This is a genomic window from Mesorhizobium shangrilense (assembly GCF_040537815.1).
In the GTDB taxonomy this organism is placed as follows: Bacteria; Pseudomonadota; Alphaproteobacteria; order Rhizobiales; family Rhizobiaceae; genus Mesorhizobium; species Mesorhizobium shangrilense.
On the sequence record NZ_JBEWSZ010000001.1, the window covers coordinates 3,508,835 to 3,531,649 of the forward strand.

General features: G+C 61.9%; 22 protein-coding genes, 1 tRNA gene and 1 riboswitch. Of the genes, 14 read left to right on the forward strand and 9 right to left on the reverse strand.

Annotated features, from left to right (window positions below; translation table 11 throughout):
• Positions 1–130: 130 nt before the first annotated feature.
• From ABVQ20_RS17170 to ABVQ20_RS17180, 3 genes are all read right to left on the reverse strand, one after another.
• Positions 131–565 (reverse strand): hypothetical protein, encoded by a 435-nt coding sequence (locus tag ABVQ20_RS17170; RefSeq protein ID WP_354460700.1) that lies wholly within the window; start codon positions 563–565, stop codon positions 131–133.
• An 8-nt stretch (positions 566–573) separates the two neighbouring features.
• A complete protein-coding gene (locus ABVQ20_RS17175) occupies positions 574–1,311 on the reverse strand; it encodes a hypothetical protein (RefSeq protein ID WP_354460701.1) in 738 nt (245 codons plus the stop codon).
• 173 nt (positions 1,312–1,484) lie between these two features.
• On the reverse strand, positions 1,485–1,901 hold the full coding sequence (locus ABVQ20_RS17180) for a hypothetical protein (RefSeq protein ID WP_354460702.1): 417 nt from the start codon (positions 1,899–1,901) through the stop codon (positions 1,485–1,487).
• Positions 1,902–2,240: 339 nt separating this feature from the next.
• On the opposite strand from ABVQ20_RS17180, the gene ABVQ20_RS17185 reads away from it, so the two are divergent.
• From ABVQ20_RS17185 to ABVQ20_RS17215, 7 genes are all read left to right on the forward strand, one after another.
• Positions 2,241–3,587 carry a PAS domain-containing sensor histidine kinase gene (locus tag ABVQ20_RS17185; protein WP_354460703.1) on the forward strand — a complete coding sequence of 449 codons (1,347 nt, stop codon included), beginning with the start codon at positions 2,241–2,243 and terminating at the stop codon, positions 3,585–3,587.
• The gene (locus tag ABVQ20_RS17190) at positions 3,584–4,243 is read left to right on the forward strand and encodes a response regulator (RefSeq protein ID WP_354460704.1); all 660 of its coding nucleotides are present in this window, start codon (positions 3,584–3,586) and stop codon (positions 4,241–4,243) included. Before ABVQ20_RS17185 ends, ABVQ20_RS17190 begins: the two co-directional genes overlap by 4 nt.
• A gap of 162 nt (positions 4,244–4,405) precedes the next feature.
• Positions 4,406–5,395: a glycosyltransferase family 2 protein gene (locus ABVQ20_RS17195; RefSeq protein WP_435528421.1), complete on the forward strand. Its 990-nt coding sequence runs from the start codon at positions 4,406–4,408 to the stop codon at positions 5,393–5,395.
• A complete protein-coding gene (locus tag ABVQ20_RS17200) occupies positions 5,388–6,089 on the forward strand; it encodes a class I SAM-dependent methyltransferase (RefSeq protein WP_354460705.1) in 702 nt (233 codons plus the stop codon). The genes ABVQ20_RS17195 and ABVQ20_RS17200 overlap by 8 nt, the downstream gene beginning before the upstream one ends.
• A 10-nt stretch (positions 6,090–6,099) precedes the next feature.
• Positions 6,100–6,543 carry a GtrA family protein gene (locus tag ABVQ20_RS17205; RefSeq protein ID WP_354462197.1) on the forward strand — a complete coding sequence of 148 codons (444 nt, stop codon included), beginning with the start codon at positions 6,100–6,102 and terminating at the stop codon, positions 6,541–6,543.
• 35 nt (positions 6,544–6,578) lie between these two features.
• Positions 6,579–8,060, forward strand: coding sequence for a hypothetical protein (locus ABVQ20_RS17210; protein WP_354460706.1), 1,482 nt, complete (start codon positions 6,579–6,581; stop codon positions 8,058–8,060).
• Positions 8,061–8,130: 70 nt separating this feature from the next.
• Positions 8,131–8,204: transfer RNA gene (locus ABVQ20_RS17215), tRNA-Gly, on the forward strand.
• Positions 8,205–8,650: 446 nt separating this feature from the next.
• On the opposite strand, the gene ABVQ20_RS17220 is transcribed toward ABVQ20_RS17215, so the two are convergent.
• Entirely contained in the window at positions 8,651–9,103 is a 453-nt protein-coding gene (locus ABVQ20_RS17220) for a hypothetical protein (protein WP_354460707.1), read from the reverse strand.
• Positions 9,104–9,371: 268 nt separating this feature from the next.
• Positions 9,372–10,361, reverse strand: coding sequence for a LysR family transcriptional regulator (locus ABVQ20_RS17225; RefSeq protein ID WP_354460708.1), 990 nt, complete (start codon positions 10,359–10,361; stop codon positions 9,372–9,374).
• Between the two features lie 301 nt (positions 10,362–10,662).
• On the opposite strand from ABVQ20_RS17225, the gene chvE reads away from it, so the two are divergent.
• The 5 genes from chvE (at position 10,663) to ABVQ20_RS17250 (ending at position 16,319) form a co-directional block, all read left to right on the forward strand.
• Positions 10,663–11,733, forward strand: a complete 1,071-nt coding sequence (chvE, locus tag ABVQ20_RS17230; RefSeq protein ID WP_354460710.1) for a multiple monosaccharide ABC transporter substrate-binding protein — start codon at positions 10,663–10,665, stop codon at positions 11,731–11,733.
• 98 nt (positions 11,734–11,831) lie between these two features.
• Positions 11,832–13,364 carry a multiple monosaccharide ABC transporter ATP-binding protein gene (gene mmsA / locus ABVQ20_RS17235; protein ID WP_354462198.1) on the forward strand — a complete coding sequence of 511 codons (1,533 nt, stop codon included), beginning with the start codon at positions 11,832–11,834 and terminating at the stop codon, positions 13,362–13,364.
• On the forward strand, positions 13,361–14,647 hold the full coding sequence (gene mmsB, locus ABVQ20_RS17240) for a multiple monosaccharide ABC transporter permease (RefSeq protein WP_354460711.1): 1,287 nt from the start codon (positions 13,361–13,363) through the stop codon (positions 14,645–14,647). Before mmsA ends, mmsB begins: the two co-directional genes overlap by 4 nt.
• A gap of 200 nt (positions 14,648–14,847) precedes the next feature.
• On the forward strand, positions 14,848–15,840 hold the full coding sequence (araD1, locus tag ABVQ20_RS17245; protein WP_354460712.1) for an AraD1 family protein: 993 nt from the start codon (positions 14,848–14,850) through the stop codon (positions 15,838–15,840).
• Between the two features lie 26 nt (positions 15,841–15,866).
• Positions 15,867–16,319 carry a hypothetical protein gene (locus ABVQ20_RS17250; protein ID WP_354460714.1) on the forward strand — a complete coding sequence of 151 codons (453 nt, stop codon included), beginning with the start codon at positions 15,867–15,869 and terminating at the stop codon, positions 16,317–16,319.
• Positions 16,320–16,334: 15 nt separating this feature from the next.
• On the opposite strand, the gene ABVQ20_RS17255 is transcribed toward ABVQ20_RS17250, so the two are convergent.
• Entirely contained in the window at positions 16,335–17,429 is a 1,095-nt protein-coding gene (locus ABVQ20_RS17255) for a 2'-deoxycytidine 5'-triphosphate deaminase (protein WP_354460715.1), read from the reverse strand.
• Positions 17,430–17,507: 78 nt separating this feature from the next.
• A riboswitch (SAM riboswitch) is annotated at positions 17,508–17,585 on the forward strand.
• A gap of 57 nt (positions 17,586–17,642) precedes the next feature.
• Between ABVQ20_RS17255 and ABVQ20_RS17260 the strand changes: the two genes are divergently transcribed.
• Complete coding sequence (locus ABVQ20_RS17260) at positions 17,643–18,833, forward strand: O-succinylhomoserine sulfhydrylase (RefSeq protein ID WP_354460716.1); 1,191 nt, start codon at positions 17,643–17,645, stop codon at positions 18,831–18,833.
• A gap of 27 nt (positions 18,834–18,860) precedes the next feature.
• Here the strand turns inward: ABVQ20_RS17260 and ABVQ20_RS17265 are convergent, their stop codons facing one another.
• Complete coding sequence (locus tag ABVQ20_RS17265; RefSeq protein WP_354460717.1) at positions 18,861–20,012, reverse strand: ceramide glucosyltransferase; 1,152 nt, start codon at positions 20,010–20,012, stop codon at positions 18,861–18,863.
• 226 nt (positions 20,013–20,238) lie between these two features.
• Here ABVQ20_RS17265 and apaG point away from each other — a divergent pair, with 226 nt between their 5' ends.
• A complete protein-coding gene (gene apaG, locus ABVQ20_RS17270) occupies positions 20,239–20,631 on the forward strand; it encodes a Co2+/Mg2+ efflux facilitator ApaG/CorD (protein ID WP_354460718.1) in 393 nt (130 codons plus the stop codon).
• Positions 20,632–20,782: 151 nt separating this feature from the next.
• Here apaG and ABVQ20_RS17275 read toward each other — a convergent pair whose 3' ends face one another.
• Together ABVQ20_RS17275 and argF are read right to left on the reverse strand one after the other, a co-directional pair.
• Positions 20,783–21,817: an Hsp33 family molecular chaperone gene (locus ABVQ20_RS17275; RefSeq protein WP_354460719.1), complete on the reverse strand. Its 1,035-nt coding sequence runs from the start codon at positions 21,815–21,817 to the stop codon at positions 20,783–20,785.
• 78 nt (positions 21,818–21,895) lie between these two features.
• Complete coding sequence (argF, locus tag ABVQ20_RS17280) at positions 21,896–22,807, reverse strand: ornithine carbamoyltransferase (protein WP_354460720.1); 912 nt, start codon at positions 22,805–22,807, stop codon at positions 21,896–21,898.
• Positions 22,808–22,815: the final 8 nt, after the last annotated feature.

A 22,815-nucleotide genomic window follows, 5' to 3' on the forward strand; every position in this document is an offset into this window, starting at 1 on the left:
ACGGGACATCGGAATGGCACCAGCTGGCAGGGGCGAGCGCACGGGTACGTGCGCTTGCCCCTGCCAGCTGGTTGATTGGCGCTGCCGATATGCAGCCGTCACTCGGTAATACCAAAAGAGCCCGCAAGATTTAAGGGCTGGGCGGCGGCACCTGGACCGTACCCTGATTGTCGCCTGTCACGGAATTGCCCATCCCGTTTCCGGAATTACCGTTGCCGTTGTTGTTGCCGACATCCAGGTTGCCGTTGTCGTTTCCGGAATTGTCATTGCCATTGCCATTGCCGACACCGAAGTTACCGTTGTCGTTTCCGGAATTGCCATTGCCATTGCCGTTGCCGACATCGAAGTTGCCGTTGCCGTTTCCGGAATTGTCATTGCCATTGCCGTTGCCGACATTGCCGTTGCCGTTGTCGTTTCCGGAATTTCCATTGCCGTTGCCGTTGCCGACATTACCGTTGCCGTTTCCATTGCCGCTGCCGGCCATGGAAACGGTACTGGAAGAAGCTACGGCCAAGGCGGCAGCAAGCAGCAGCGAAACGATGGAAGCTGATGCGCGATTGGCCATCGTCCGCCTCAATTACCGTTGAAGTTGCCGTTACCGGACCCGATGTTGCCGTTGCCGTTGTACGTCCCACCGTTGAAATTCCCGTTGAACGAGCCGAGATTTCCATTGCCGCTCGTCGGGGAAGTGTTGCCGTTACCATTGAAGGCGCCGACGTTTCCGGTGCTACCATTGAAGGCGCCGATATTGCCGGTCCCAGTGTTGTGATAACCTATGTTGCCATGGGCGTCCGGCTTGCCGTTGCCGTTGGCGTTACCATTGGCGATGCCGGTATTGTGGTTGCCGTTGGCGTTACCATTGCCGATGCCGAAATTGCCGTTGCCGTTGCCGTTACCGTTGCCGATGCCGTTATTGTGGTTGCCGTTGGCGTTACCGTTGCCGAAGCCGAAATTGCCGTTGCCGTTGCCGTTGCCGTTGCCGGTCCCGGTGTTGTGGTTACCGTTCCCATTGCCGCTGGCGGCGCCGACATTGCCGTTGCCGTTGCCGTTGCCGTTGCCGATTCCGGAGTTGGCGTTGCCGTTGCCGTTGCCGTTGCCATTGCCGAAATTGCCGTTGCCGTTGCCGTTGCCGTTGGCGCTGCCGGTATTGCCGTTGCCGTTGCCGTTACCGTTGCCGGCACCAACATTGCCATTGCCATTGCCGTTGCCATTGCCAGTGCCGGCAAAGACCAGCCCTGTCCCAAACTGAGGCGGCAGCAAAACGGGCGCGCACAAAGCCAGGCACGTGAGTGCTGTAATATAGCGTTTCATGACGGTCTCCTTGAGCTTTGTTCGAAGAGATCTGTTCGAAACACCAGATTCGAACAGATTTGAGAGAGCGACGACCGGGATCCCTGGCGGGGCGATTGGGGGAGCGCCCTATGGAGTCGCCGGGGGTGAGGGCGAAACTGCAGGAATCCCGATCCTCAACGGAATGCTAACGGTCAATGATTGAAGTTGCCGCCGCCATTACCGTTGAACCCGCCCCAGTTACCGTTACCGTTCACGTTGCCGTTCCCGATACCAAAGTTGCCGTTGCCGTTCGCGTTGCCGTTCACGAAGCCGTGGTTACCGTTGCCGTTCACGTTGCCGTTGCCGATACCAAGGTTGCCGTTGCCGTTCAGGTTGCCGTTCACGGCGCCATGATTGCCGTTGCCGTTCACGTTGCCGTTGCCGATACCGAAGTTGCCGTTACCATTTCCATTGCCGTTGAAGGCGCCGGTATTGCCGTTGCCGTTCAAGTTGCCGTTGCCGATACCGACGTTGCCATTACCGTTGCCATTGCCACTTCCAACAGAAAAAGCGCCGGCATATTGAGTAAAAGCAGCCAACATTGCCGCGGCGAGAATGATCTTTCTCATATCCGTATCCTCTTTTTGAGATGTGAGTACTTGTTACTGTTGCCAACAACCACTCTCAAATGGCCAAGTTGACGGTCTCATCATCTCGTCGATGCGAAACGTAAACAATTGGAATTCACCCATGCGGCGAGTCAGGTTTTAAGCTGGCGGTACTCTTCGGTTTATCCGCCTGCCCTGCGGGAAAAACCCGACAGACACGCCGGGGAAAAAGGTGTATTAATTCAGCTGGCGCTTGGGGACGTTCTTGCTAGGGGTAGCCCACATTCCAGCCAATCCGCGGGCAAAACTCACGCTTCACGACCCTTGATAGGTAGTCGCCGCCCATAGTCAGAGGCTCTCATGGACCTTGACATGCCGCCGGTAAAAACAACGACTAGCCGTGACTGGCTGGGGCTGCACAAGCAGATTGCAGGCGCCACGCTGCTGATTGGCGTATCCGCGCTTATATGCAACTTCGCCTGGGCAACCGTGTTGGCGCACCACTCACGACACTATGGCGCCGTGGAGTTGCTGCTGATCGTCGGTATCGTGCTGATCATGGCGCTCGCGATCGCGTTGATGCGGTCGGCAAGCCGCATGGCCGGTGTCGAACGCGACTGGGCCCGCGCCAGCCAGGATTTTCAGGGCAGCCAGGCCCGCCTGCAGGCAGTGGTCAAGTACATGCCCGTCGGCGTCGTGGTGGTCGAAGCTCCCAGTGGCAGCCTGATCCTTGCCAACGACCAGCATGAACGACTGCTCAAGTACACTCTGACCTCCGGCGTCAACCTCTGGGAACAGAGTGGACAAAAGGGATATCACGCCGACGGGCGGCCTTATGAGCACGACGACTGGCCGATCACCCGGGCCATCCGCGATGGCGAGGTGGTTCTCGATGAGGAGATCTGGGTCAAGCGCGGAGATGGGACCAAGGCTTGCCTTTCCATCAATTCGGCACCTGTTTTCGACGCCTCGGGAGCCATATCGGCCGCGGTGATGGCCTTTACCGATGTCACGGAACGCAAGGAGATGGCCGAGGAGCGCGCGATGCTTGCGCGCCGGCTTGTCAACGCACAGGAAGATGAGCGGCTGCGCGTCGCCCGCGAACTTCACGACGAGATGGGGCAGGACCTCACCGCGTTGTCATTAGGACTGAAAACCCTGGAGGACGTGGTCGAGCTGCCGGACCTCAAGCAATCGTTTGCCGGAATCCGGAAGATCGTCGAGCATATGAGCATCCAGGTGCACCACACCGCGGCAACGCTGCGGCCGACGCTGCTCAGCGACCTTGGCCTGCGGCAGGCCGTTGAAGACATGGTCGCGACCTGGGCCGAGCGCCTGAGCGTTTCAGCGGACGCGCATCTGGAGGCCCTGGCCGATCCACTGGACGACGAGGGCTCGGTGACGATCTACCGGGTGGTGCAGGAAGCGCTGACCAATGTCGCCAAGCACTCCGAAGCGAGCTGGATCAGCGTCACCGCGCAACATGCCGACGGCCAGTTGAGAATCGTCGTCGAGGATGACGGCAAGGGATTCGATCCCGAGGTCATCAACGAAACACGGTCCAGATGCTTTGGACTTTCAGGCATGCGCGAAAGGCTGGCCCTGGTTGGCGGATATTTCGCGGTGGAGAGCGCACCTGGGCAGGGAACAACCATCTACGCATCTCTACCAGCGGCGACACGACAAGCCGAGGTGAGCGTACAATGACCCAAACCCAATGGACTTCCCGCCGCAGAGTGTTTCTTGTCGACGACCATCCGGTCGTGCTGTCGGGCATCCGGGCCATGGTCGAGGCGCAGGCCGATCTGCAGGTCGCCGGTACGGCGGGCGACGTGGAGAGCGCGCTGATCGGCCTCGCGGAAACATTGCCGGATATCGTCGTCGTCGACGTTTCGCTGCCAGGTGCCAGCGGGATTGTGCTGGTCGACCGGATGCGGACACTCTTTCCGCAGATCGCCGCACTCGCCCTGACATTGCACGAAGAGGCCGCCTATGTGCGCCAGTTGCTCCAGGCCGGAGCACGTGGCTTCATTCTCAAGCGCTCGGCGGCCGAGGAACTGATCCACGCGATCCGGTCTGTCCTGGCCGGAGGGCTTTACATCGATCCCGGTGTGGCCGCCAAGATTCTGTCTGAACCTCGGTCCTCTGCCACCAACCCCGACCCGCTGAGCGAACGCGAAGTCATGGTTGTCAAGCTGGTCGCCAAGGGCTTCAGCAACAAGGAAATTTCGGGACAGTTGTCCCTGAGCGTGAAGACCGTCGAGACGTATCGCGCGAGGGCAACTGAAAAGCTTGGGCTGAGAACCCGCGCGGCGCTTGTTCGCTATGCGACAATCGAAGGTTGGATGACGCACGATTCGTAATCCGAGGCGATCACGTTCGCTCGCGGCGGCACTGGCAAGCCGGCGGCCTCGATGGAACCCGCAAGCTTATCTGTTTTCTAACCAATTGGCGCTATTCCCGTTCGCAAAGCGGGAGCAAGGCCCTTGGTGGAGATCGAGAAAGTCGCCGCGCGGCACGCTGTCATGCTGTCGGTTGTCGTCCCGTGCTACAATGAGCTGGATGGCGTGGCTGAACTTTACCGCCGCGTTACGGCTGCATGCCTGGAACACGGCTCCTCCTACGAGATCGTCCTTGTCATAGACGGCGCGACCGACGGCACGCGCGAAGCCGTTTTCCGGCTGGCCGAAACGGACGACCATGTGGTCGCCATAGACCTTGCCCGCAACTACGGCCACCAGATCGCCTTGAGTGCCGGCCTGGAATTCTGCCGCGGTCAGCGGATCCTCATTCTCGATGCCGATCTTCAGGATCCGCCCGAATTGCTCGGGGCCATGATGACGAAGATGAATGAAGGCTTCGATGTCGTCTATGGCCAGAGACTGAAGCGCGACGGCGAAAGCTGGTTCAAGCTAGCCTCCGCCTCAATGTTCTACCGCCTGCTGCGACGAATGGTCGACGTTGAGATCGCGCCGAATTCTGGCGATTTCCGGCTGATGAGCCGGCGCGCGCTCGACCACCTCAACGCAATGCCCGAACGTTACCGGTTCATCCGGGGCATGGTGAGCTGGATCGGATTGAAGCAGGTCGCTTTCCCCTATGAGAGGCACAGGCGCTTCGCGGGGACCACCCACTATCCATTGAAGAAGATGATCCTCCTGGCCGTGGACGCGATGACTAGCTTCTCCGTGGCACCGCTGCGGTTTGCCTCGCTCCTGGGGATGATGTTCGGCCTGCTCGGGCTGGTCGTGCTCGGCTATACGTTGTTCGAATGGTCCGTCGGAAACGTCTTGCCTGGCTGGACAAGCCTTGCGGCGATCATGCTGATACTCGGCAGCGTCCAGCTTATGGTTCTTGGAATCTTCGGCGAGTATCTGGGACGCATGTACATGGAGACGAAGCGGCGGCCGCTCTACTTCGTCAACGAGATCGTTGCACGCAGCCAAGCAACCGAGAACACGGAGTTGCCGGTCCATCGCCTGCAGGAGATAGCAAAGAGGGCCGCGCGTGCTTGAGGCGGAGTTCGACCAGTTTGCGCGGGAATATCAGGAACAGCATGCCGCGAGCATAAGGCTGAGCGGCGAAACGCCTGACTTCTTCGCGAAATACAAGATCGACGACGTTGCCGCGACACTGGGGCGGGCGGGTGTCAGGCCGCGACGGATACTCGACTTCGGCGCCGGCGTCGGCAATTCGCTGGGCCATATGCGCAACTCGTTTCCCGACAGCGAGATCACCCTGCTCGATCCTTCGCGGGAATCACTCGACATCGCCCGCAAGCGCTTTCCCGGCCAAGCCGCATTCACGCATTTCGACGGCGAGACAATTCCGTTTGCCGACGGCAGCTTCGACCTGGCGTTCGCGGCTTGCGTCTTTCATCACATTCCCGAGGCGTTCCAGGTCGGACTGCTCGCCGAGATCGGCAGGGTGCTGGCCGATGGCGGCAGCTTCTTTCTGTTCGAGCACAATCCGTGGAATCCGCTGACCACGCACGCCGTAAGAAATTGCGCCTTCGACGAGAACGCGGTTCTGATCAGCTCACGCGAGATGCGCGGACGCTTGGAGGCGGCGGGCCTTGCCAAAACGCGCATCAACTACCGGATCTTCTTTCCTCGGCTGCTTGCGCGACTGAGGCCGTTCGAGCGTTTCCTCACCAAGATACCTGTCGGAGCCCAATATTTTGCGCATGTGGTCAAGCCTGCCGTTTGACTATCCGAGGATGCTGCGCTTTGGCGCTGTCGGTCTCTTGAACACGGCACTGGGATACACGGTCATCTTGGCCGGGCTTGCGCTGGGTCTTGGCGACATCGTTTCCAATGCCACCGGCTATGCCGCCGGCCTTGTGCTCGGATTCTTCCTCAACCGCCAATGGACCTTCACCAGCGCCGACGGCTTTCGGCAGGGAACCTCGCTGCGATATGGGATCGTCTTTGTGTCCGCCTACAGCATCAACCTGGCAGTCGTGATCGCCGCCCGTTCAGCAGGCATCATCGGGAGTCCGCTGGTTCACCTGGCAGGAATCTGCGTCTATTCAGTTGTCTTCTACCTCGGTTCGTCCCGCTTCGTGTTCGTGGGACCTAGAGGTCGCGGTGACGACGGCGCCGACCGGAACATCCGGGTGACCGATGGAGCCCGGCAGGCGCCGGCCAGCCGAACGCCTTGAACCAGACCGTCATCCGGAAGGTTGGAGGCAGCCATATGAACAACGCCCAGGCCAGCATCATGGCAACGACGCACGACCAGCGGGTGAGGTTGGTATTCTGCCTCTTCATCGCCTGCGTCATGGCATTCGCGCTCGCGGCTTTTGCCGATTCGATCCTGCAGGACCCCGATAGCTGGTGGCAGGTGAAGGTCGGGCTGGATTTCCTGGCAAACCGGACATTTCCGACCGTCGATCCCTATTCCCACACGTTCGCGGGCGAGCCATGGATCGCCAAGGAATGGCTTGGGCAGGTCCTGCTGGCTCTTGCCTACCGGGCGGGAGGCTGGAACGGGGTGGTCACGGTGATCATCGCCACGGTGTCCCTGACTGTCTTCCTGATGGGCTGGTTTCTCAGCGCATGGCTGAAGCCGACGCTGGCGGTGGCGCTGGCCTTTGTCGCGGCATCCATGATCAGCCCGATCTATACGGCGCGGCCCCATGTCTTCACCTTGCCGATCATCGTCATCTGGACGGCGCTGCTCTTTCGGGCGGCGAGCGAGGAGCGGGCGCCGCCCTGGTGGCTGCTTGTGCTGGTTGCCCTGTGGGCGAACCTGCACGCCACCTTCACCCTGGGCTTCGTCATTGCCGCCTTCGCCGGCCTCGATCTGCTGGCGCGCGTCGGCCTGTCGAAACCCGCGCTTCTGGCAAGATGGATTGCATTCGGACTGCTTTGCCCGCTGGTCAGCCTGCTCAACCCGTATGGCATCAAGGCCATTCTGGCCACTCTCAGCGTGGCCTACGGCAATGAGGCAGTGCCGCTGATCCTGGAATGGCGGCCGTTCAATGCCGCGGAGCAGGTTCCCCAGGAAATCGCGCTGCTGCTGGTCTTTTTCGGCCTGCTGGTCTCGCGGCTGCAAATTGGCTGGGCCAAGGCGGTGTTCATCATCTTCACCCTGCATATGTTCCTCAGCCATATGCGCTTCATGTATCTGTTCTTCCTGCTGGTTCCGCTTGTGCTGGCGGTGGAGGTCGCACTGCAATATCCTTCGCTTTCGGTTGGGAAATGGATGACGGAAAAACGCGACGGGCTGGAGCGGTTTTTCGCCAGGCGGTTCTATCCGATCTGCGGCGCAGCCATTGTCCTGGTGACAGCCGCTGCTTCGTTGCTCAACGGCACGCATCAGGTCATGCCAAGCCAGAAGACCTCAGCCAGCGAGGCGCTCGCATTCGCCGAGAGCCACCATCTGTCAGGCAATGTGCTCAATTCCTACAATTTCGGCGGAACGCTGATTTTCCACGGGATCAAGAGCTACATCGACGGACGGACGGATCAGTTGTTCCTGGGGGGATTCACAAAAGCCGACGACGAAACGGGACACAGCGGCGGAAAACCGGCCCTGGAAGCCCAACTGAAGAAATACGCGATAGGCTGGGCGCTGCTGTCGGCGGACGACAGCCGCCAACCCTTCTTCGACGAATTGGGCTGGAAGCGGGCATATGCTGACAAATACGCCGTGATCTATGTGCCCGACGCCTGATTTTCGATGCCGCCGCAAATGCAGCTTTGCGATTGCCCGAAGGCGTGTCGTCATGATAACGAGAGCCCGCGCGGGTATGATGTAATGGTAGCCTGTCAGCTTCCCAAGCTGAACGCGCGGGTTCGATTCCCGCTACCCGCTCCAGCATATGCCACAAGGGTTTGCAGCTGATTTGGCAACCGCCGGAAACGTACCGTTTTACAGGCGGGCTTACGGAGTCTGCTCTGCAGAGAATCGCAGTCACCGCCGACCGCTTCCCCGATGGCCCGCGCCGCAATGATTGCCGCTGCCGTATCCCACAGGCGCCGTCAGCTATAGGCTGCTGCGGCGAGCCAGCCTCTCAGGACGATGAAGCTGACGTCCGGCTGATCTTCCGCGGCCACGCCGTGGTTAGTGGAGCATGACGCGAGCCCGGGTTTGGTGCCCGACCGCCGCTTCTTCGCGGGTCCGCCGGACCTCAGTACGGCCAAACTGCATCATCGATACGTTTGCCGAGACCGCTTCGCCCTCGAACCGCCCTGCCCGCAGGTCGCACATTGGTCGGCGACCCGATCCGCCATCCGAAGGCGAAAAGTGCCATTGCAACCCGTTCACACCTCGGCGCATGTGGGAAGGTGCTTTGCTACCTCGTCGGCTCCCATCCGCATTATGGTGTGCGACAGGCCGCCGTGCTCCTTGATCCACTGCCGCACCCAATCGGGGTACTGCGAGAACAGGTAATTGGCCGCGACCAGGTTCTCCTGAGCGCCGACGCCGTACGGCAGATGGAAGCCGAAGGATGTGCGTGGGGTAACGCAAAGCTGCTCGACGGGCAGGGACAGGTAGAGCGTGCAGGCACTGTCGCACGCCCCGTCAAAGCGCACCGGCTCGTCGGCGGCGCGCAGTTCGGCGACACGCAAAGCGAAGTTCACGATCCGGCCACCGGGATTGCCGCGCACCGTCTCCGCGTTCGCGGGCAGCGCCATCAGGGAGGCGGCGAAGAACCCAATCGCCCTGGTCATCAATGTCAATCCGCCCCATGCGGTCGTCTGATCTGTACTCATCTCGTGGTCTCGCATTCGTCTTGCGACGCCAACGCCAGCATCAAGGTGGTTAACACAAGGCAACGCTAATCAACCTTTTGATCGGCCTGTTACACCAGCGCGAGCTCAGTTACCGCCACCTGCTCCAGTCTGTGGCGCAGAGGGCATCGCCGTCCGATCCGTTGTCCGTTTTGGGAAGCGTTGAAGGACTACATTGGCAGGTGGAGCCTACGCCGCCATCCGCTTGGCCTGCCATAATCCCCTTCACGCAAGGATGAGTTCCCGACCGTCATCCCACCTCTCGCAGAATGAAATCGTGCAGCATCTTGGCTGCCGGCGACAGCACGCGGTTCTTCACAGTGATCAGGCTGTAGGGCCTGACCTCGATATCGAATTCGGTCTGGACCACATCGATGGCTCCGGCCAGCCCGTCGGGATTCTGGATGAATTTCGCCACCTGGATCGACACCGGGGCGATGGCGTCCGACTGCGCGACCATGACCAGGGTGAGCAGCAGCGAGCTGGTGTTGAGGATGCGATCTGGCAGCGCGATGTTGCGGTTGAGGAAGTTGCTTTCCATCGCCTGCCGCAGCGGCGAGCCGCCCGACTGAAAAACCCAGTCATAGGCAGCGGTCTCTTCGAGCCGCACCAGTTTGTTCCTCGTCAGCGGGTGGCCGCGGCGCACGATCAGGCACGCCTTTTCGACGCCGATCACACGCGATTCGAACAGCCTGGGATTAAGGTCGTCGGGGATGCGCGCGATGATGAAATCGTGGCGTGTGGCGATCAATTCGCGCGCCAGCACGTTGGAGGTCTCGACCTGCATGGTGATCTCGATGCGCGGATAGATGCGGCGAATTTCACGGATCGCCGGCACGGCCAGTTCGATCGCCGGCGCCGTCACCGCGCCCAGGAACACGGAACCGCCCTTGCCTGCCTTGAGCTCGGATATCTCGCGGTCGACCTCGCGCATTTCGAGCAGGATGGAGCGTGCGCGCCGCGCCAGCGCCTTGCCATAGGGAGTCAGCGTGATGCCGCGCGGCAGCCTCTCGCACAGCTTCACATCGAGCACCGCTTCCATCTCGGCGATCATGCGCGAGGCCGCCGGCTGCGAGATGTTCATGACCTGCGCCGCCGCACTTACCCTTCCATGGTCGTCGAGGGCAACGATCATGCGCATATGGCGCAGGCTGAGACCGCTGCGCAGCAGGGTTTCGCCATCGCCAGGGGTCTCGTCGTAACCGCCTGAAATTCCACCTGGATTTCGCAACGCCGCCATGACTTCCCCTTGCCTCCGGCCATTGCCCGGGTCGGAGCGCTCTCACTCTAAAACATATATCGGTTTCGATATAGCAATCATCAGAGATCGCATTTGACAGTTATGGCAAAGGGACACAACCTTCATGCGTTCCGAGGCACGACGATCGGGAACGAGAAATCGTATCGATTGAAATCAGCGTCTTGGGACCATGGGAGGATACCGGAGATCGATATGACGGCAGCGGTGCCTCGGCGCTTCTGCACGATTGCGCGGCCCGCGACCCCCGGGGTGCCGCGTCCATCAAACAGGGAGAGTTAAAGTGAAAATCATCAAGACGTTAGTCGCCGCCTTGGCGGTCAGCATCGCGGCCATGTCGGCCACCGCCTACGCAGCCGACAAAGGCCTGGTCGGCGTGCTGATGCCCACCAAGACCTCGCAGCGCTGGATCAATGACGGCGACGCCGTCAAGTCCCAGCTCGAGGCGCTGGGCTACACCGTCGACCTGCAGTACGCGCAGGACGACATCCCCAACCAGCTCAGCCAGCTCGAAAACGAAATCACCAAGGGTCCGAAGGCGCTGATCATTGCTTCGATCGACGGAACCACTTTGTCGGACGCGCTGCAGAAGGCCGCTGACGCAGGCGTCGTCGTCGTCGCCTATGACCGCCTGATCAAGAAGACCAAGAATGTCGACTACTACACCACCTTCGACAATTTCGGCGTCGGCGTGATCCAGGCCAATTCACTGGTCAAGGGCCTCAAGGAGCGCTTCCCGAACACCAAGCCTTGGAACGTCGAACTGTTCGGCGGCTCGCCGGACGACAACAACGCCTTCTTCTTCTACAATGGCGCGATTTCCGTCCTGCAGCCGCTGATCGACAACGGCTCGATCAAGATCAAGTCCGGCCAAACCGGCATGGACAAGGTCGGCACGTTGCGCTGGCTGGCGGCCACCGCCCAGGCACGCATGGACAACCTGCTCTCGGCGAACTACTCGGACGGCAGCCGCGTCGATGGCGTTCTGTCGCCCTATGACGGCCTGTCGCGCGGCATCACCGCCTCGCTGCGCGCCGTCGGCTACGGCACGGAGGCACAGCCCTGGCCGATCGTGACGGGTCAGGACGCCGAGACCGCCTCGGTCAAGCTGATCATCACGGGCGAACAGTACTCGACCGTGTTCAAGGACACCCGCGACCTAGCCAAGGCCACTGTCCAGCTGGTCGACAAGGTGCTCTCGGGCGGCAAGCCCGACGGCCTCGACGAAAAGACGTACAACAACGACGTCAAGGTCGTTCCCTCGATCCTGTTGACGCCGCATGAAGTCGACAAGTCGAACTACCAGAAGCTGGTCGTCGACTCCGGCTACATCAAGGCCGAAGACCTGAAGTAATCCCGGTTACAAAGACAGGGGTCCTGCGCAATGCAGGGCCCCTTTCCGTTCACAAGCGACCCCGGTATTGTTTCTGCCGGCCTCGGAGGAGCTTGCCCCTGATGACGACGATTCTGGAGATGCGTGACATCACCAAGACGTTCCCCGGCGTGAAGGCGCTGTCGAACGTCAACCTCAGCGTCGAGGAAGGCGAGATCCACGCGGTGGTCGGCGAGAATGGCGCCGGCAAATCGACGCTGATGAAGGTGTTGTCGGGCGTCTATCCCTCCGGCACCTATGACGGCCAGATCATCTTTCAAGGCCAGGAATGCCAGTTCAAGGGCATCCAGGACAGCGAGCACAAGGGCATCGTCATCATCCACCAGGAGCTTGCGCTGGTGCCGATGCTGTCGATCGCCGAAAATATTTTCCTCGGCAACGAGCACGCGAAATTCGGCGTCATCGACTGGGACGCCAACGAGGAGCGCACCAGTGCGCTGTTGAAGAAGGTGGGCCTCAGGGAGGATCCCAAGACGCTGATCACCAATATCGGCGTCGGCAAGCAGCAACTGGTCGAGATCGCCAAGGCGCTCAGCAAGGAAGTCAAGCTCCTGATCCTCGACGAGCCGACGGCGTCACTCAGCGAGAAAGACAGCCAGGCGCTGCTCGACCTGCTGCTCGAATTCAAGCGGCAAGGCATGACGTCGATCCTGATCTCGCATAAGCTGAACGAGATTAACCGGGTCGCAGATAAGGTGACCGTCATCCGTGATGGACGCACCATCGAGACGCTGGCCAGGAAAGATATCAGCGAAGACCGCATCATCACCTCGATGGTCGGCCGCTCGCTCGACGACCGCTATCCGCCACGCGAGCCTGACATCGGCGAGGTCGTGTTCGAAGTGAAGAACTGGTCGGTCTACCACCCGATCCATGCCGAGCGGCAGGTGATCAAGGGCATCGACATCAACGTGCGCAAGGGCGAGGTGGTCGGCATTGCCGGGCTGATGGGCGCCGGCCGCACCGAATTCGCCATGAGCCTGTTCGGCCGCACCTATGGCCGCCGCATCAGCGGCGAGGTGCTGCTCAAGGGCAAGCCGATCGATGTCTCGTCGGTCAGTAAGGCGGTCCAACACGGCATCGCCTACGTGACGGAGGACCGCAAGACCTACGGCCTCAACCTCATCGACCATATCAAGCACAACATCACGCTGGCCAATCTCGGCGGCGTGTCGCGTCACAGCGTGATCGACGATTTGCGAGAGCTCGCCGTCGCCAACGACTATCGCAAGAAGACCAATATCCGCGCGTCGAGCGTCTATCAGTTGACCGGCAATCTTTCGGGCGGCAACCAGCAGAAGGTGGTGCTGTCGAAATGGCTGTTCGCCGACCCGGAAGTGCTTATCCTCGACGAGCCGACGCGCGGCATCGATGTTGGCGCCAAGTACGAAATCTATACGATCATCGCGCGCCTCGCCTCGGAGGGTAAGGCGATCGTGGTCATCTCGTCGGAAATGCCGGAACTCCTCGGCATCACCGACCGCATCTACGTCATGAACGAAGGGCGCATCGTCGGCGAAATGCCGGCGGCGGAAGCAAGCCAGGAAAAAATCATGCGCGCCATCGTTCGGGGAGAAGGAAAAGCAGCATGAGCACCGAAAGCGCGCCCGCCCCGCAGGGCAACATCGCCGAAGAACAGCGTCCACGCATCGCCGTCTCGGCGCTAACGACGAACCTGCGAGAGTACGGTCTGATCATCGCGCTGATCGTCATCATGCTGTTTTTCCAGTTCACCACGTCGGGAACGCTGTTCAAGCCGGTGAACCTCAGCAATCTGGTTCAGCAGAACTCCTTCATCATCGTAATGGCGCTGGGCATGCTGCTGGTCATTGTTTCCGGCTATATCGACCTCAGCGTCGGATCGGTCGCCGGTTTTATCGGCGCGCTGGCGGCAAACATGATGGTCATCTGGCAACTCGGGCCGCTCAGCAATCCGCTGGTGGTTTCGATCGTCTGCCTGATCGTGGGCGGCCTGATCGGCGCGGCGCAAGGCTATTGGATCGCCTATCACCGGATACCCAGCTTCATCGTCACGCTAGCCGGCATGCTGATCTTCCGTGGCATCTGCCAGGCGCTGCTGGGCGGCGGCTCCTCGGTCGGTCCGCTCCCGGACGAATTCAAAATGCTCAGCTCCGGCTTCATCCCGGACGTGATCGGCCCGCTGACGCTGATCCCGCCGACGGTGAATGCCGCCGGCAAGACCATCATGGGCAGCGGCCTGACGCTGCACATGACAACGATCGTGCTCGGCCTGATCGCCGTGGTGGCCTATGCCTATTTCGGGCTCCGCACCCGGCGCAAGCGCGAGCGCCATGGCTATGAGGCCGAACCCTTCCCCCTGTTCGTCATCAAGACGCTGGTCGCCAGCGCGCTGGCGCTGTTCCTGGTCTATGAGTTCGCCAGCTACAGGGGCCTGCCGGTGGTGCTGCTCGTCATGGGCGTGCTGATCTCGCTGTTCGTCTTCGTCACCAAGCGTATGACCATCGGCCGCCGCATCTACGCGATGGGCGGCAACCCCAAGGCGGCGCAGCTGTCGGGCATCAACACCGAGCGGCTGACGCTGCTGGTGTTCATCAATATGGGCGTGCTGTCGGCGCTCGGCGGCCTGATCATCGCGGCGCGCCTCGGCCAGGCCGTGCCGGCGGCGGGTCTGGGCTCAGAGCTCGACGTCATCGCTGCCGTGTTCATCGGCGGCGCCTCGGCGATGGGCGGCGTCGGCCAGGTCATCGGCGCCGTGGTCGGCGGCTTCATCATGGGCGTGATGAACAACGGCATGTCGATCATGGGCGTCAATGTCGACTGGCAGCAGGTGGTCAAAGGCCTGGTGCTGCTCGGCGCCGTGATCTTCGACGTCTACAACAAGAACAAGGGCTGAGGCCCAAGGAAGCAGGAAGGCATACGGGTCACATCGCGGCACGCCGGCGACATGCCGGCCCAAAAATCCCCTGAGGGACCAAGCCCCGCGAGCGCAATCCGGACAGAGAATTTAACCCGTGGCGTGGACAAGTTCCGGGCCGCGCAGGTCAAGGTTTGCCAAGAGGCAACCAGGCCAAGACACATGAGAGAGGATTGATCATGCTGATCTCGCAGATTCTCGACGACGCCGAGACCATTCGTGTCGTTGCCCGCAGCGGCGGCAAGGCCCGGATCATCAACGGCGCCCGCAGCGTCTATTCGCTGGCCATGGAGGCTGCCCGTACCGGCGTCGGCCTTGCCGCGCTGATCGAGCGCAAGGGACTTGGCGAGACAGTCGATCTCGACGCCGCCTACAAGAAGGGACGGCTGCTGTCGCCGATCAACCACCCGGACCCGGCGCATCTGCACCTGACCGGAACAGGGCTGACGCATCTCGGCTCGGCGGCAACCCGCGATTCCATGCACAAGAAGCTCAGCACCGACGGCGAGGAACAGCTGACCGATTCCATGAAGATGTTTCGCATGGGGCTGGAGGGCGGCAAGCCCGCCAAAGGCCAGGTCGGCGTGCAGCCGGAATGGTTCTACAAGGGCAATGGCACGATGGCCGTGGCGCCAGGGGCTGCGTTGATGTCACCCGCCTTCGCCAAGGACGCCGGCGAAGAGCCTGAAGTGGCCGGCATCTACGTCATCGGCGACGACGGCGCTCCCTTCCGCGTCGGCTTCACGCTGTCGAACGAATTCTCAGACCATGTGACCGAGCGCGTGAACTATCTGTTCCTCGCCCATTCCAAGCTCCGCAACGCATCCTTCGGGCCGGAGATCCTGATCGGCGACCTTCCTGCCGACATCAGGGGCGCCTCACGCATCTACCGCGATGGCGCGGTGCTTTGGGAAAAGCCATTCCTGTCCGGCGAAGCAAACATGTCGCACACCATCGCCAATCTCGAGCACCATCACTTCAAATATTCGGCCTTCCGCCAGCCGGGCGACGTGCATGTGCACATGTTCGGGACGGCGACGCTGTCCTTCGCCGACGGCATCACCACCGCGGCCGGCGATGTCTTCGAGATCGAGGCCGGAGATTTCGGCCTTCCGCTGCGCAATCCGCTCGAGATCGAAAAGCCGGTGAAGGTCGCGGTGAAGGCGCTGTAGGACAGGACCGAGATTTTGAGGAAGGCATGAAACGCATCCGACCGAGCCTCGCGTTCACAGGGATAGTGCTGGCGCTCGCCTGTTCCTCCTCGACCGCTTACGCTTCCGGAAAATGCAGTCCAAAAACTTACCGTGAAGCCCGATCGGCAATATCGAGCCGCCTTCTGGCCACCGGATATTCAAATACGCAGGTGAACTTTCTCATGCGCAATGCGGATCGCATGACATCCGCGCTGCGCACCGACGAGCTGAACGACAGCGGCCAGGCTTGCGGCATCGACTCCGCGAGAGCGCATGTCCTTGGATGCCTCGACAGGCAATTGTTCCCATTGGGTGCGGGCTCAAGCTCTCCGCTTGATGAAATGAAGCAGACTAAGGGATTTTGGGGCAGGAAGCGTCTGACCGTGCGAGAGCTACTCTTTATCGGCCATTTCCATGCCTGCCTCGGCGCTGCGGAAGAATATCTCTTCCGCCACTGACAGAACCAGCGAGCCTCAGCGCGCGGCGCGAAAATGCTTGGACAGTTTTAGGCCCTGGGCCTGGTAGTTTGAGCCTAGATCGGTGCCGTAGAGCGCCTGCGGCCGCTTCAGCATATGCTCGTAGACCAGCCGGCCGACGATCTGGCCATGGTCGAGGATGAACGGCACTTCGTGGCTGCGCACTTCCAGCACCGCCCGGCTGCCGGTGCCGCCGGCGGCCGAGTGACCGAAACCCGGATCGAAGAAGCCGGCATAGTGGACGCGGAATTCGCCGACCAGCGGATCGAAGGGCGTCATCTCGGCTGCGTAGAGCGGCGGCACGTGCACCGCCTCCTGGCTGACGAGGATGTAGAACTCGTCGGGATCGAGCACCAACTCGCCGGCACCGCTCTTGTGGATCGGCTCCCAGAAATCGACGACATCCTGCGCGGCTCGCTTGTCGACGTCGACCAGGCCGGTGTGATGCTTGCCGCGATAGCCGACCAGCCCGTCCTTGTCGCCGTTGAGGTCGATCGACAGTGCGATGCCGCCGCCGGAAATGTTCGGCGGCTCGGTGGCGACCAGCATCTCGGCGCGGTGCAGGTCGTGCAGTTCGGCTTCCGACAGCAGCGCGTTGCCGGTGCGGAAGCGTATCTGCGACAGCCGCGAACCGGTGCGCGCAACGATCGGGAAGGTGCGCGGACTGACCTCCAGATAGAGCGGGCCGTTATAGCCGGCGGCGATCTTGTCGAACTCGTGGCCTCGGTCGGTCATCACGCGCGTGAAGATGTCGAGCCGCCCGGTCGAGCTCTTTGGATTGGCCGATGCCGAAATGTCGGCGGGAAGCGCCAGGCTTTCGAGCAGCGGCACGATGTAGACGCAGCCGGTTTCCAGCACGGCGCCCTCGGCCAGGCTGATCTCATGCAGCTTCAGCCGGTCGAGCTTTTCCGAGACCTTGTGGTTGGGGCCGGGCAGGAAGGAGGCGCGCACCCGCCACGCCTTGTCGCCGAGCCTGAGGTCAAGGCTGGCCGGCTGGATCTGGTCGGCATCCAAAGCGCGCGACGACTTCAGCGCGCCGGACTGGAACAGCGCCGAAATGTCCTGATCGGGAAGAATGCCTGTCTGCCGCAAGGCTATGCTCCTATGCCGCTGGTACAAACCTCTTAATGAAGCCGGCAATTGACGCAAGCGTGGCGCGGGTCTAAAGGGTCGTTATCCCGTGGTGATTTGGCCGGTCGGCTTGCAGCCACGTTAAACAAGTCGCTAAAGGACCGTCGGGCCGCAAGGCCGTATGGACCGGTTGCGACTTTCGCGACCGGTTTTTTTGTGTCTGGAACAAAAGCGATGAGCACCAAGAAGCGCAACTGGAAGCCTCAGACCGCACTCGTGCACAGCGGAACCTTGCGTTCCGGCTTCGGCGAGACATCCGAGGCGATCTACCTGACCCAAGGCTATGTCTACGAAACGGCGCAGGCCGCCGAAGCCCGTTTCAAGGGCGAGGAACCTGGCTTCATCTATTCGCGCTACGCCAATCCGACCGTCGACATGTTCGAAAAGCGCATGTGCGCGCTGGAAGGCGCCGAGGACGCGCGCGCCACGGCGTCAGGCATGGCGGCGGTGACCGCTGCCCTTCTGTGCAGCGTCAAGGCCGGTGATCACATCGTGGCGGCGCGCGCGCTGTTTGGCTCCTGCCGCTGGGTGGTCGAGACGCTGGCGCCTCGCTATGGCATCGAGGCGACGCTGGTCGACGGCACGGATATCGCCAACTGGGAAAAGGCGGTCAGGTCCAACACAAAACTGTTCTTCCTGGAAAGCCCGACCAACCCGACGCTGGAAGTGGTCGACATCGCCGCTGTCGCCTCGCTCGCCAATTCGATCGGCGCGCGGCTTGTCGTCGACAATGTCTTCGCCACGCCCCTGCAGCAGAAACCGCTGCAACTCGGTGCCCATATCGTCGTCTATTCGGCGACCAAGCACATAGACGGCCAGGGCCGCTGCCTGGGCGGCGTGATCCTGTCGGACAAGAAGTGGATCGACGAGAACCTGCACGACTATTTCCGCCACACCGGCCCGAGCCTGTCGCCCTTCAATGCCTGGACGCTGCTGAAGGGTCTGGAGACGCTGCCGCTGCGCGTGCGCCAGCAGACGGAAAGCGCCGGCAAGATCGCAGACTTCCTCGCCGAACAGCCGCAGATCGCCCGCGTCATCTATCCGGGCCGCGCCGACCATCCGCAGGCTGATATCGTCAGGAAGCAGATGTCGGGCGGCTCGACGCTGATCTGTCTCGACGTCAAGGGCGGCAAGCAGGCGGCCTTCGCCTTGCAGAACGCTCTCGACATCGTGCTGATCTCCAACAATCTCGGCGACTCCAAGAGCCTGATCACCCATCCGGCGACGACGACGCACAAGAACCTGAGCGACGAGGCGCGCGCCGAACTCGGCATCGGGCCAGGTACGCTCAGATTGTCGGTTGGCCTCGAGGACACCGACGATCTGCTCGAGGATATCGCGCAGGCGGTGAAATCGGCGAAATAGGAGGGCGGGCAACCGACCCGCATCCTCCTACGCGCCCGACGGCGTCTCTTCCAGTTCAGCCGTCTTGGTGCGGATGGTCATGGCATTGCCGCGCCAGTCGACGGCGCCACCGAGCCAGCCGCGCACCCACATCGCCGGCAGGATGCAATCCCGCGCCATCATGGCGGGGATCATGCGCCACGACAGGTACCAGCCCTTGGCGGAGGCCAGGGCGCATTCCGGAAGGTAGGCGGCCGTCAGCACGGCGATGGCGGTCAGTGGCAGGCTGAAACCGGCGTCGGCCGCGGCAACCAGTGCAAGCACAAGCGGCACCGCCACGCCTGTCAGGATTTCAGGCGCGAAGAACAGCGGGAAAGTGACGCGGCGCAGCCGTGCCCAGCGGGCCTGGCGCGACCAGATCTCACCGAGCGTGCGCCGGCCAAGCGGCTGCTCAAAGGGCGCCGCGACCAGATTGACGCGCAGTCCAAGTCCGTTCACCAGTTTGGTCGCGGCGGCGTCCTCGGCGATCTCGGCCGCAAGCGCCCGGATGCCGCCATTGGCGTCGAGGAGGGGTTTGTTCCACAACATGCTCTTGCCCTGGGCGAAGCCGAGGCCAAGCGCCTCGCCGGCATACTGCCAGCGCGCCTGCAGCGTGTTGAGGAAGGCGCATTCGACCTCGGCCCAGAACCCGTCCGGCCGCGAGCCGATCGGCGTCGAGCAGACAAGGCCGGTGTCCGGCCGCCATGCCGACATCATGTGCTGGATGTAGTCCCTGGGCATCAGCACGTTGGAATCGGCCAGGATGACCCAGTCGTGGCGAGCCGCTTCCCAGCCCTTGACGCAATTGTTGAGCTTGGGGTTGCCGCTGATGCGGTCGTCGCCGAAAAGCAGCCGGGCGGGCACCGCCGGAAAGCGCGCGATGGCGCTCCTGATCAGCCTGACCACGGGATCGTCGGCATGGGCGACGCAGAAGACAAGTTCATAGCGCGGCCAGTCGAGCGAGAAGGCGCGCTCCAGCGTCTCTTCGGTGAAAGGCTCGACGCCACGCGCCGGCACGACGATCGAGACCGCCGGCGCAATGCCGGCGGGCGGTGCGATGATGCTCCGTCGCTTCAACTGGAGCGAAGCGAGCAGAATGCTCGCGAGATTTGTAAGGATGAGAGCAGCGGAAAGCGGGGCGGCGATGAGCGTCAGTTCCATCGAGATCTGGTCACTCCAGAAAAACCGGCCATATGAGGCCGTTTCCAACAGTTCGACAGAGCGTCTGAGTCGCCCGGCACAATCCCGAGCACACCATCACTGTCATGTGTCACTTAAATGACATTGTTTGTCGGCACCTGCCCTTCAAGGCTGGCAAGAACCGATGCGCGCCATTGACCAGGCTAGGCGAGCGCCCGAAAGTTCCCAGATTGTTTTGGAGTAGCCCATGTACAGCGCCGTGACGCGCAACATCGAAGTGCAGGTCAGACCGTTCTACCTGGAGGATCGCTCGGAGCCTTCGGAGAACCGTTACGTCTGGGGCTATCAAATCACGATCGACAACCAGTCGGATGAGTTCGTGCAGCTGATGTCGCGCTACTGGCGCATCACGGACGGCACTGGCCGGGTCGAGGAGGTCAGCGGCGCCGGCGTGGTCGGCGACCAGCCCGAGCTCAATCCGGGCGACAGCTATCAATACACATCGGGCTGCCCGCTCTCGACGCCGTCCGGCATCATGGTCGGTCACTACACCATGCGCAACAGGCGCGGCGAGACCTTCGATATCGCCATCCCCGCCTTCTCGCTCGACCTGCCGGGGACAAGGCGGACGGTGAATTAGGACAGTCGGCCGAGCGGCCATTCGCCAAAGTTCGCGCTGCGCCTCATCCGCCCTTTGGGCGTTCGTCGTTCGAAAAGCCAAGCAATTGGCTTTTCGTTCGCTGTGCGGACCACTCCTCACCTCCCCGTGAAACGGCGAGAAGGAAGCTCCGTCACTGGGCCGGAGCGAATTCGGCTGGGTCGAAGTCATACTGCTTCGAGCAGAATTCACAGGCGACATGGATGCCGCCATCCTCGGTGCTGTCCTTGATCTCCTGCGCCGAGAAACCCTCGAGGATGCCGCGGATCTTGTCCCTGGAGCACGAGCACTGGTCGTCGACCGGGACGCCGCCGAAGACGCGGACGCCATGCTCGTGGAACAGCCTGTAAAGCAACCGCTCGGCCCCGATGGTCGGGTCGATCAACTCGGTCGGCTCGATCGTGCCAAGCAGGGCCAGCAGCTCCTGCCAAGAATTATCGACGGGATCATGCCCTTCATCGCGCGGATCGCCGTCACCGCCCGGAAGGTCCGGGACGCGCATGCGCTCGGGCGACTGCGGCAGGAACTGCGCCAGGATACCGCCGGCGCGCCACTGCTCACGCGCACCGCCGACGCCGGGCGTCAACAGCTTGGCCACCGAGAGCCGCAGATCAGTCGGGATCTGCTCCGACTGGCGGAAATAGGTGCGTGCCGCGTCTTCCAACGTTTCGCCATCGAGCTGGACGATGCCCTGATACCGCTGTGTGTGCGCGCCCTGGTCGATGGTCAGCGCCAGCACGCCACTGCCGAGCAGCGTCTGCTGGGACGTCTCGCCTGCCGCAACCAGAGCCTCGAGCCGATCGGCATCGAAACGCGCATAGGCCCGCAATGCCGAGGGTGTGGAAAAATCCGCCACCAGCATGTCGACCGGCCCATCCGTGCGGGTCTGCAGGATGAACTTGCCCTCGAATTTGAGCGAGGTGCCGAGCAGCACCGTCAGCACGCAGGCCTCCGCCAGCAGGCGGGCGACCGGCTCGGGATAATCGTGGCGGCTGAGAATGGCGTCGAGCATCGGGCCGAGCTGGACGGTGCGACCGCGCACGTCGAGCGGACCGACCTCGAACGGCACGACATGATCGTCGCCGGCGTAGCCGAATTCACCAAGCTTGGGTTGATGTTCAGACAATTGATGGGTTTCCAACATGACAATGCTCCAGGGCGCGGCCATGCCGCCCTGTCGGGAGCATGCGTCGAAACGCGCTTGTTTTGCGTGATGCGCCGCAGATAGGCATCACACCTCCGGAGATCAAGCGCCCAGGCACCAGGCGAGCACGGCCTTCTGGGCGTGGAGCCGGTTCTCGGCCTCGTCGAACACCACCGAGTGCGGACCGTCGATGACTTCGTCGGTCACCTCCTCGCCGCGATGCGCCGGCAGGCAGTGCATGAACAGCGCGTCCGGCTTGGCATGGGCCATCAGCTTGGCATTGACCTGGTAGGGTGAGAACACGTTATGGCCGCGGGCGCGATGCTCCTGGCCCATCGACACCCAGCAGTCGGTGACGACACAGTCGGCCTGATCCACAGCTTCCTCGGGCGAGCGGGTGAAATAGAGCTTGCCGCCATGCGCCTTCGACCAGTCGACATGCTTCTGCGCCGGCTCGCTGCCTTCCGGCACGGCGACGTTGAGGTTGAAGCGGAACCGCGCCGAGGCTTCCAGCAACGAGTGCAGCACATTGTTGCCGTCACCGGTCCAGGCAATGGTCTTGCCTGCAACAGGGCCGCGATGCTCCTCGAAGGTCATGATATCGGCCATCAGTTGGCATGGATGCGTATCATCGGTCAGCCCGTTGATGACCGGAATGGTGGCATTCTCGGTCAGCTCCATCAGGCGCTCATGCGATGTGGTGCGGATCATGATGGCATCGACATAGCGCGACAGCACCTTGGCCGTGTCGGCGATGGTTTCGGAGCGGCCGAGCTGCATCTCGGTGCCGGTCAGCATGATGGTCTCCCCGCCAAGCTGGCGCATGCCGACGTCGAAGGAGACGCGCGTGCGCGTCGACGGCTTGTCGAAGATCATGGCCAGAACCTTGCCCTCGAGCGGCTTTGTCCGCTCGCCGGACTTGAGGCGTGCCTTTCGCACCACCGCATCGTCCAGCATGAAGCGCAGATCGCCTTCGGAAACGGCGGAAAGATCGGTGAAATGGCGAAGTGACATCAGGAATG

Coding starts and splice junctions, on each gene's coding strand:
- ABVQ20_RS17170 (WP_354460700.1), bottom strand. CDS start 565: ATGGCCAATCGCGCATCAGCTTCCATCGTTTCGCTGCTGCTTGCTGCC.
- ABVQ20_RS17175 (WP_354460701.1), bottom strand. CDS start 1,311: ATGAAACGCTATATTACAGCACTCACGTGCCTGGCTTTGTGCGCGCCC.
- ABVQ20_RS17180 (WP_354460702.1), bottom strand. CDS start 1,901: ATGAGAAAGATCATTCTCGCCGCGGCAATGTTGGCTGCTTTTACTCAA.
- ABVQ20_RS17185 (WP_354460703.1), top strand. CDS start 2,241: ATGGACCTTGACATGCCGCCGGTAAAAACAACGACTAGCCGTGACTGG.
- ABVQ20_RS17190 (WP_354460704.1), top strand. CDS start 3,584: ATGACCCAAACCCAATGGACTTCCCGCCGCAGAGTGTTTCTTGTCGAC.
- ABVQ20_RS17195 (WP_435528421.1), top strand. CDS start 4,406: ATGCTGTCGGTTGTCGTCCCGTGCTACAATGAGCTGGATGGCGTGGCT.
- ABVQ20_RS17205 (WP_354462197.1), top strand. CDS start 6,100: ATGCTGCGCTTTGGCGCTGTCGGTCTCTTGAACACGGCACTGGGATAC.
- ABVQ20_RS17210 (WP_354460706.1), top strand. CDS start 6,579: ATGAACAACGCCCAGGCCAGCATCATGGCAACGACGCACGACCAGCGG.
- ABVQ20_RS17220 (WP_354460707.1), bottom strand. CDS start 9,103: ATGAGTACAGATCAGACGACCGCATGGGGCGGATTGACATTGATGACC.
- ABVQ20_RS17225 (WP_354460708.1), bottom strand. CDS start 10,361: ATGGCGGCGTTGCGAAATCCAGGTGGAATTTCAGGCGGTTACGACGAG.
- mmsB (WP_354460711.1), top strand. CDS start 13,361: ATGAGCACCGAAAGCGCGCCCGCCCCGCAGGGCAACATCGCCGAAGAA.
- araD1 (WP_354460712.1), top strand. CDS start 14,848: ATGCTGATCTCGCAGATTCTCGACGACGCCGAGACCATTCGTGTCGTT.
- ABVQ20_RS17250 (WP_354460714.1), top strand. CDS start 15,867: ATGAAACGCATCCGACCGAGCCTCGCGTTCACAGGGATAGTGCTGGCG.
- ABVQ20_RS17260 (WP_354460716.1), top strand. CDS start 17,643: ATGAGCACCAAGAAGCGCAACTGGAAGCCTCAGACCGCACTCGTGCAC.
- ABVQ20_RS17265 (WP_354460717.1), bottom strand. CDS start 20,012: ATGGAACTGACGCTCATCGCCGCCCCGCTTTCCGCTGCTCTCATCCTT.
- apaG (WP_354460718.1), top strand. CDS start 20,239: ATGTACAGCGCCGTGACGCGCAACATCGAAGTGCAGGTCAGACCGTTC.
- ABVQ20_RS17275 (WP_354460719.1), bottom strand. CDS start 21,817: ATGGCCGCGCCCTGGAGCATTGTCATGTTGGAAACCCATCAATTGTCT.
- argF (WP_354460720.1), bottom strand. CDS start 22,807: ATGTCACTTCGCCATTTCACCGATCTTTCCGCCGTTTCCGAAGGCGAT.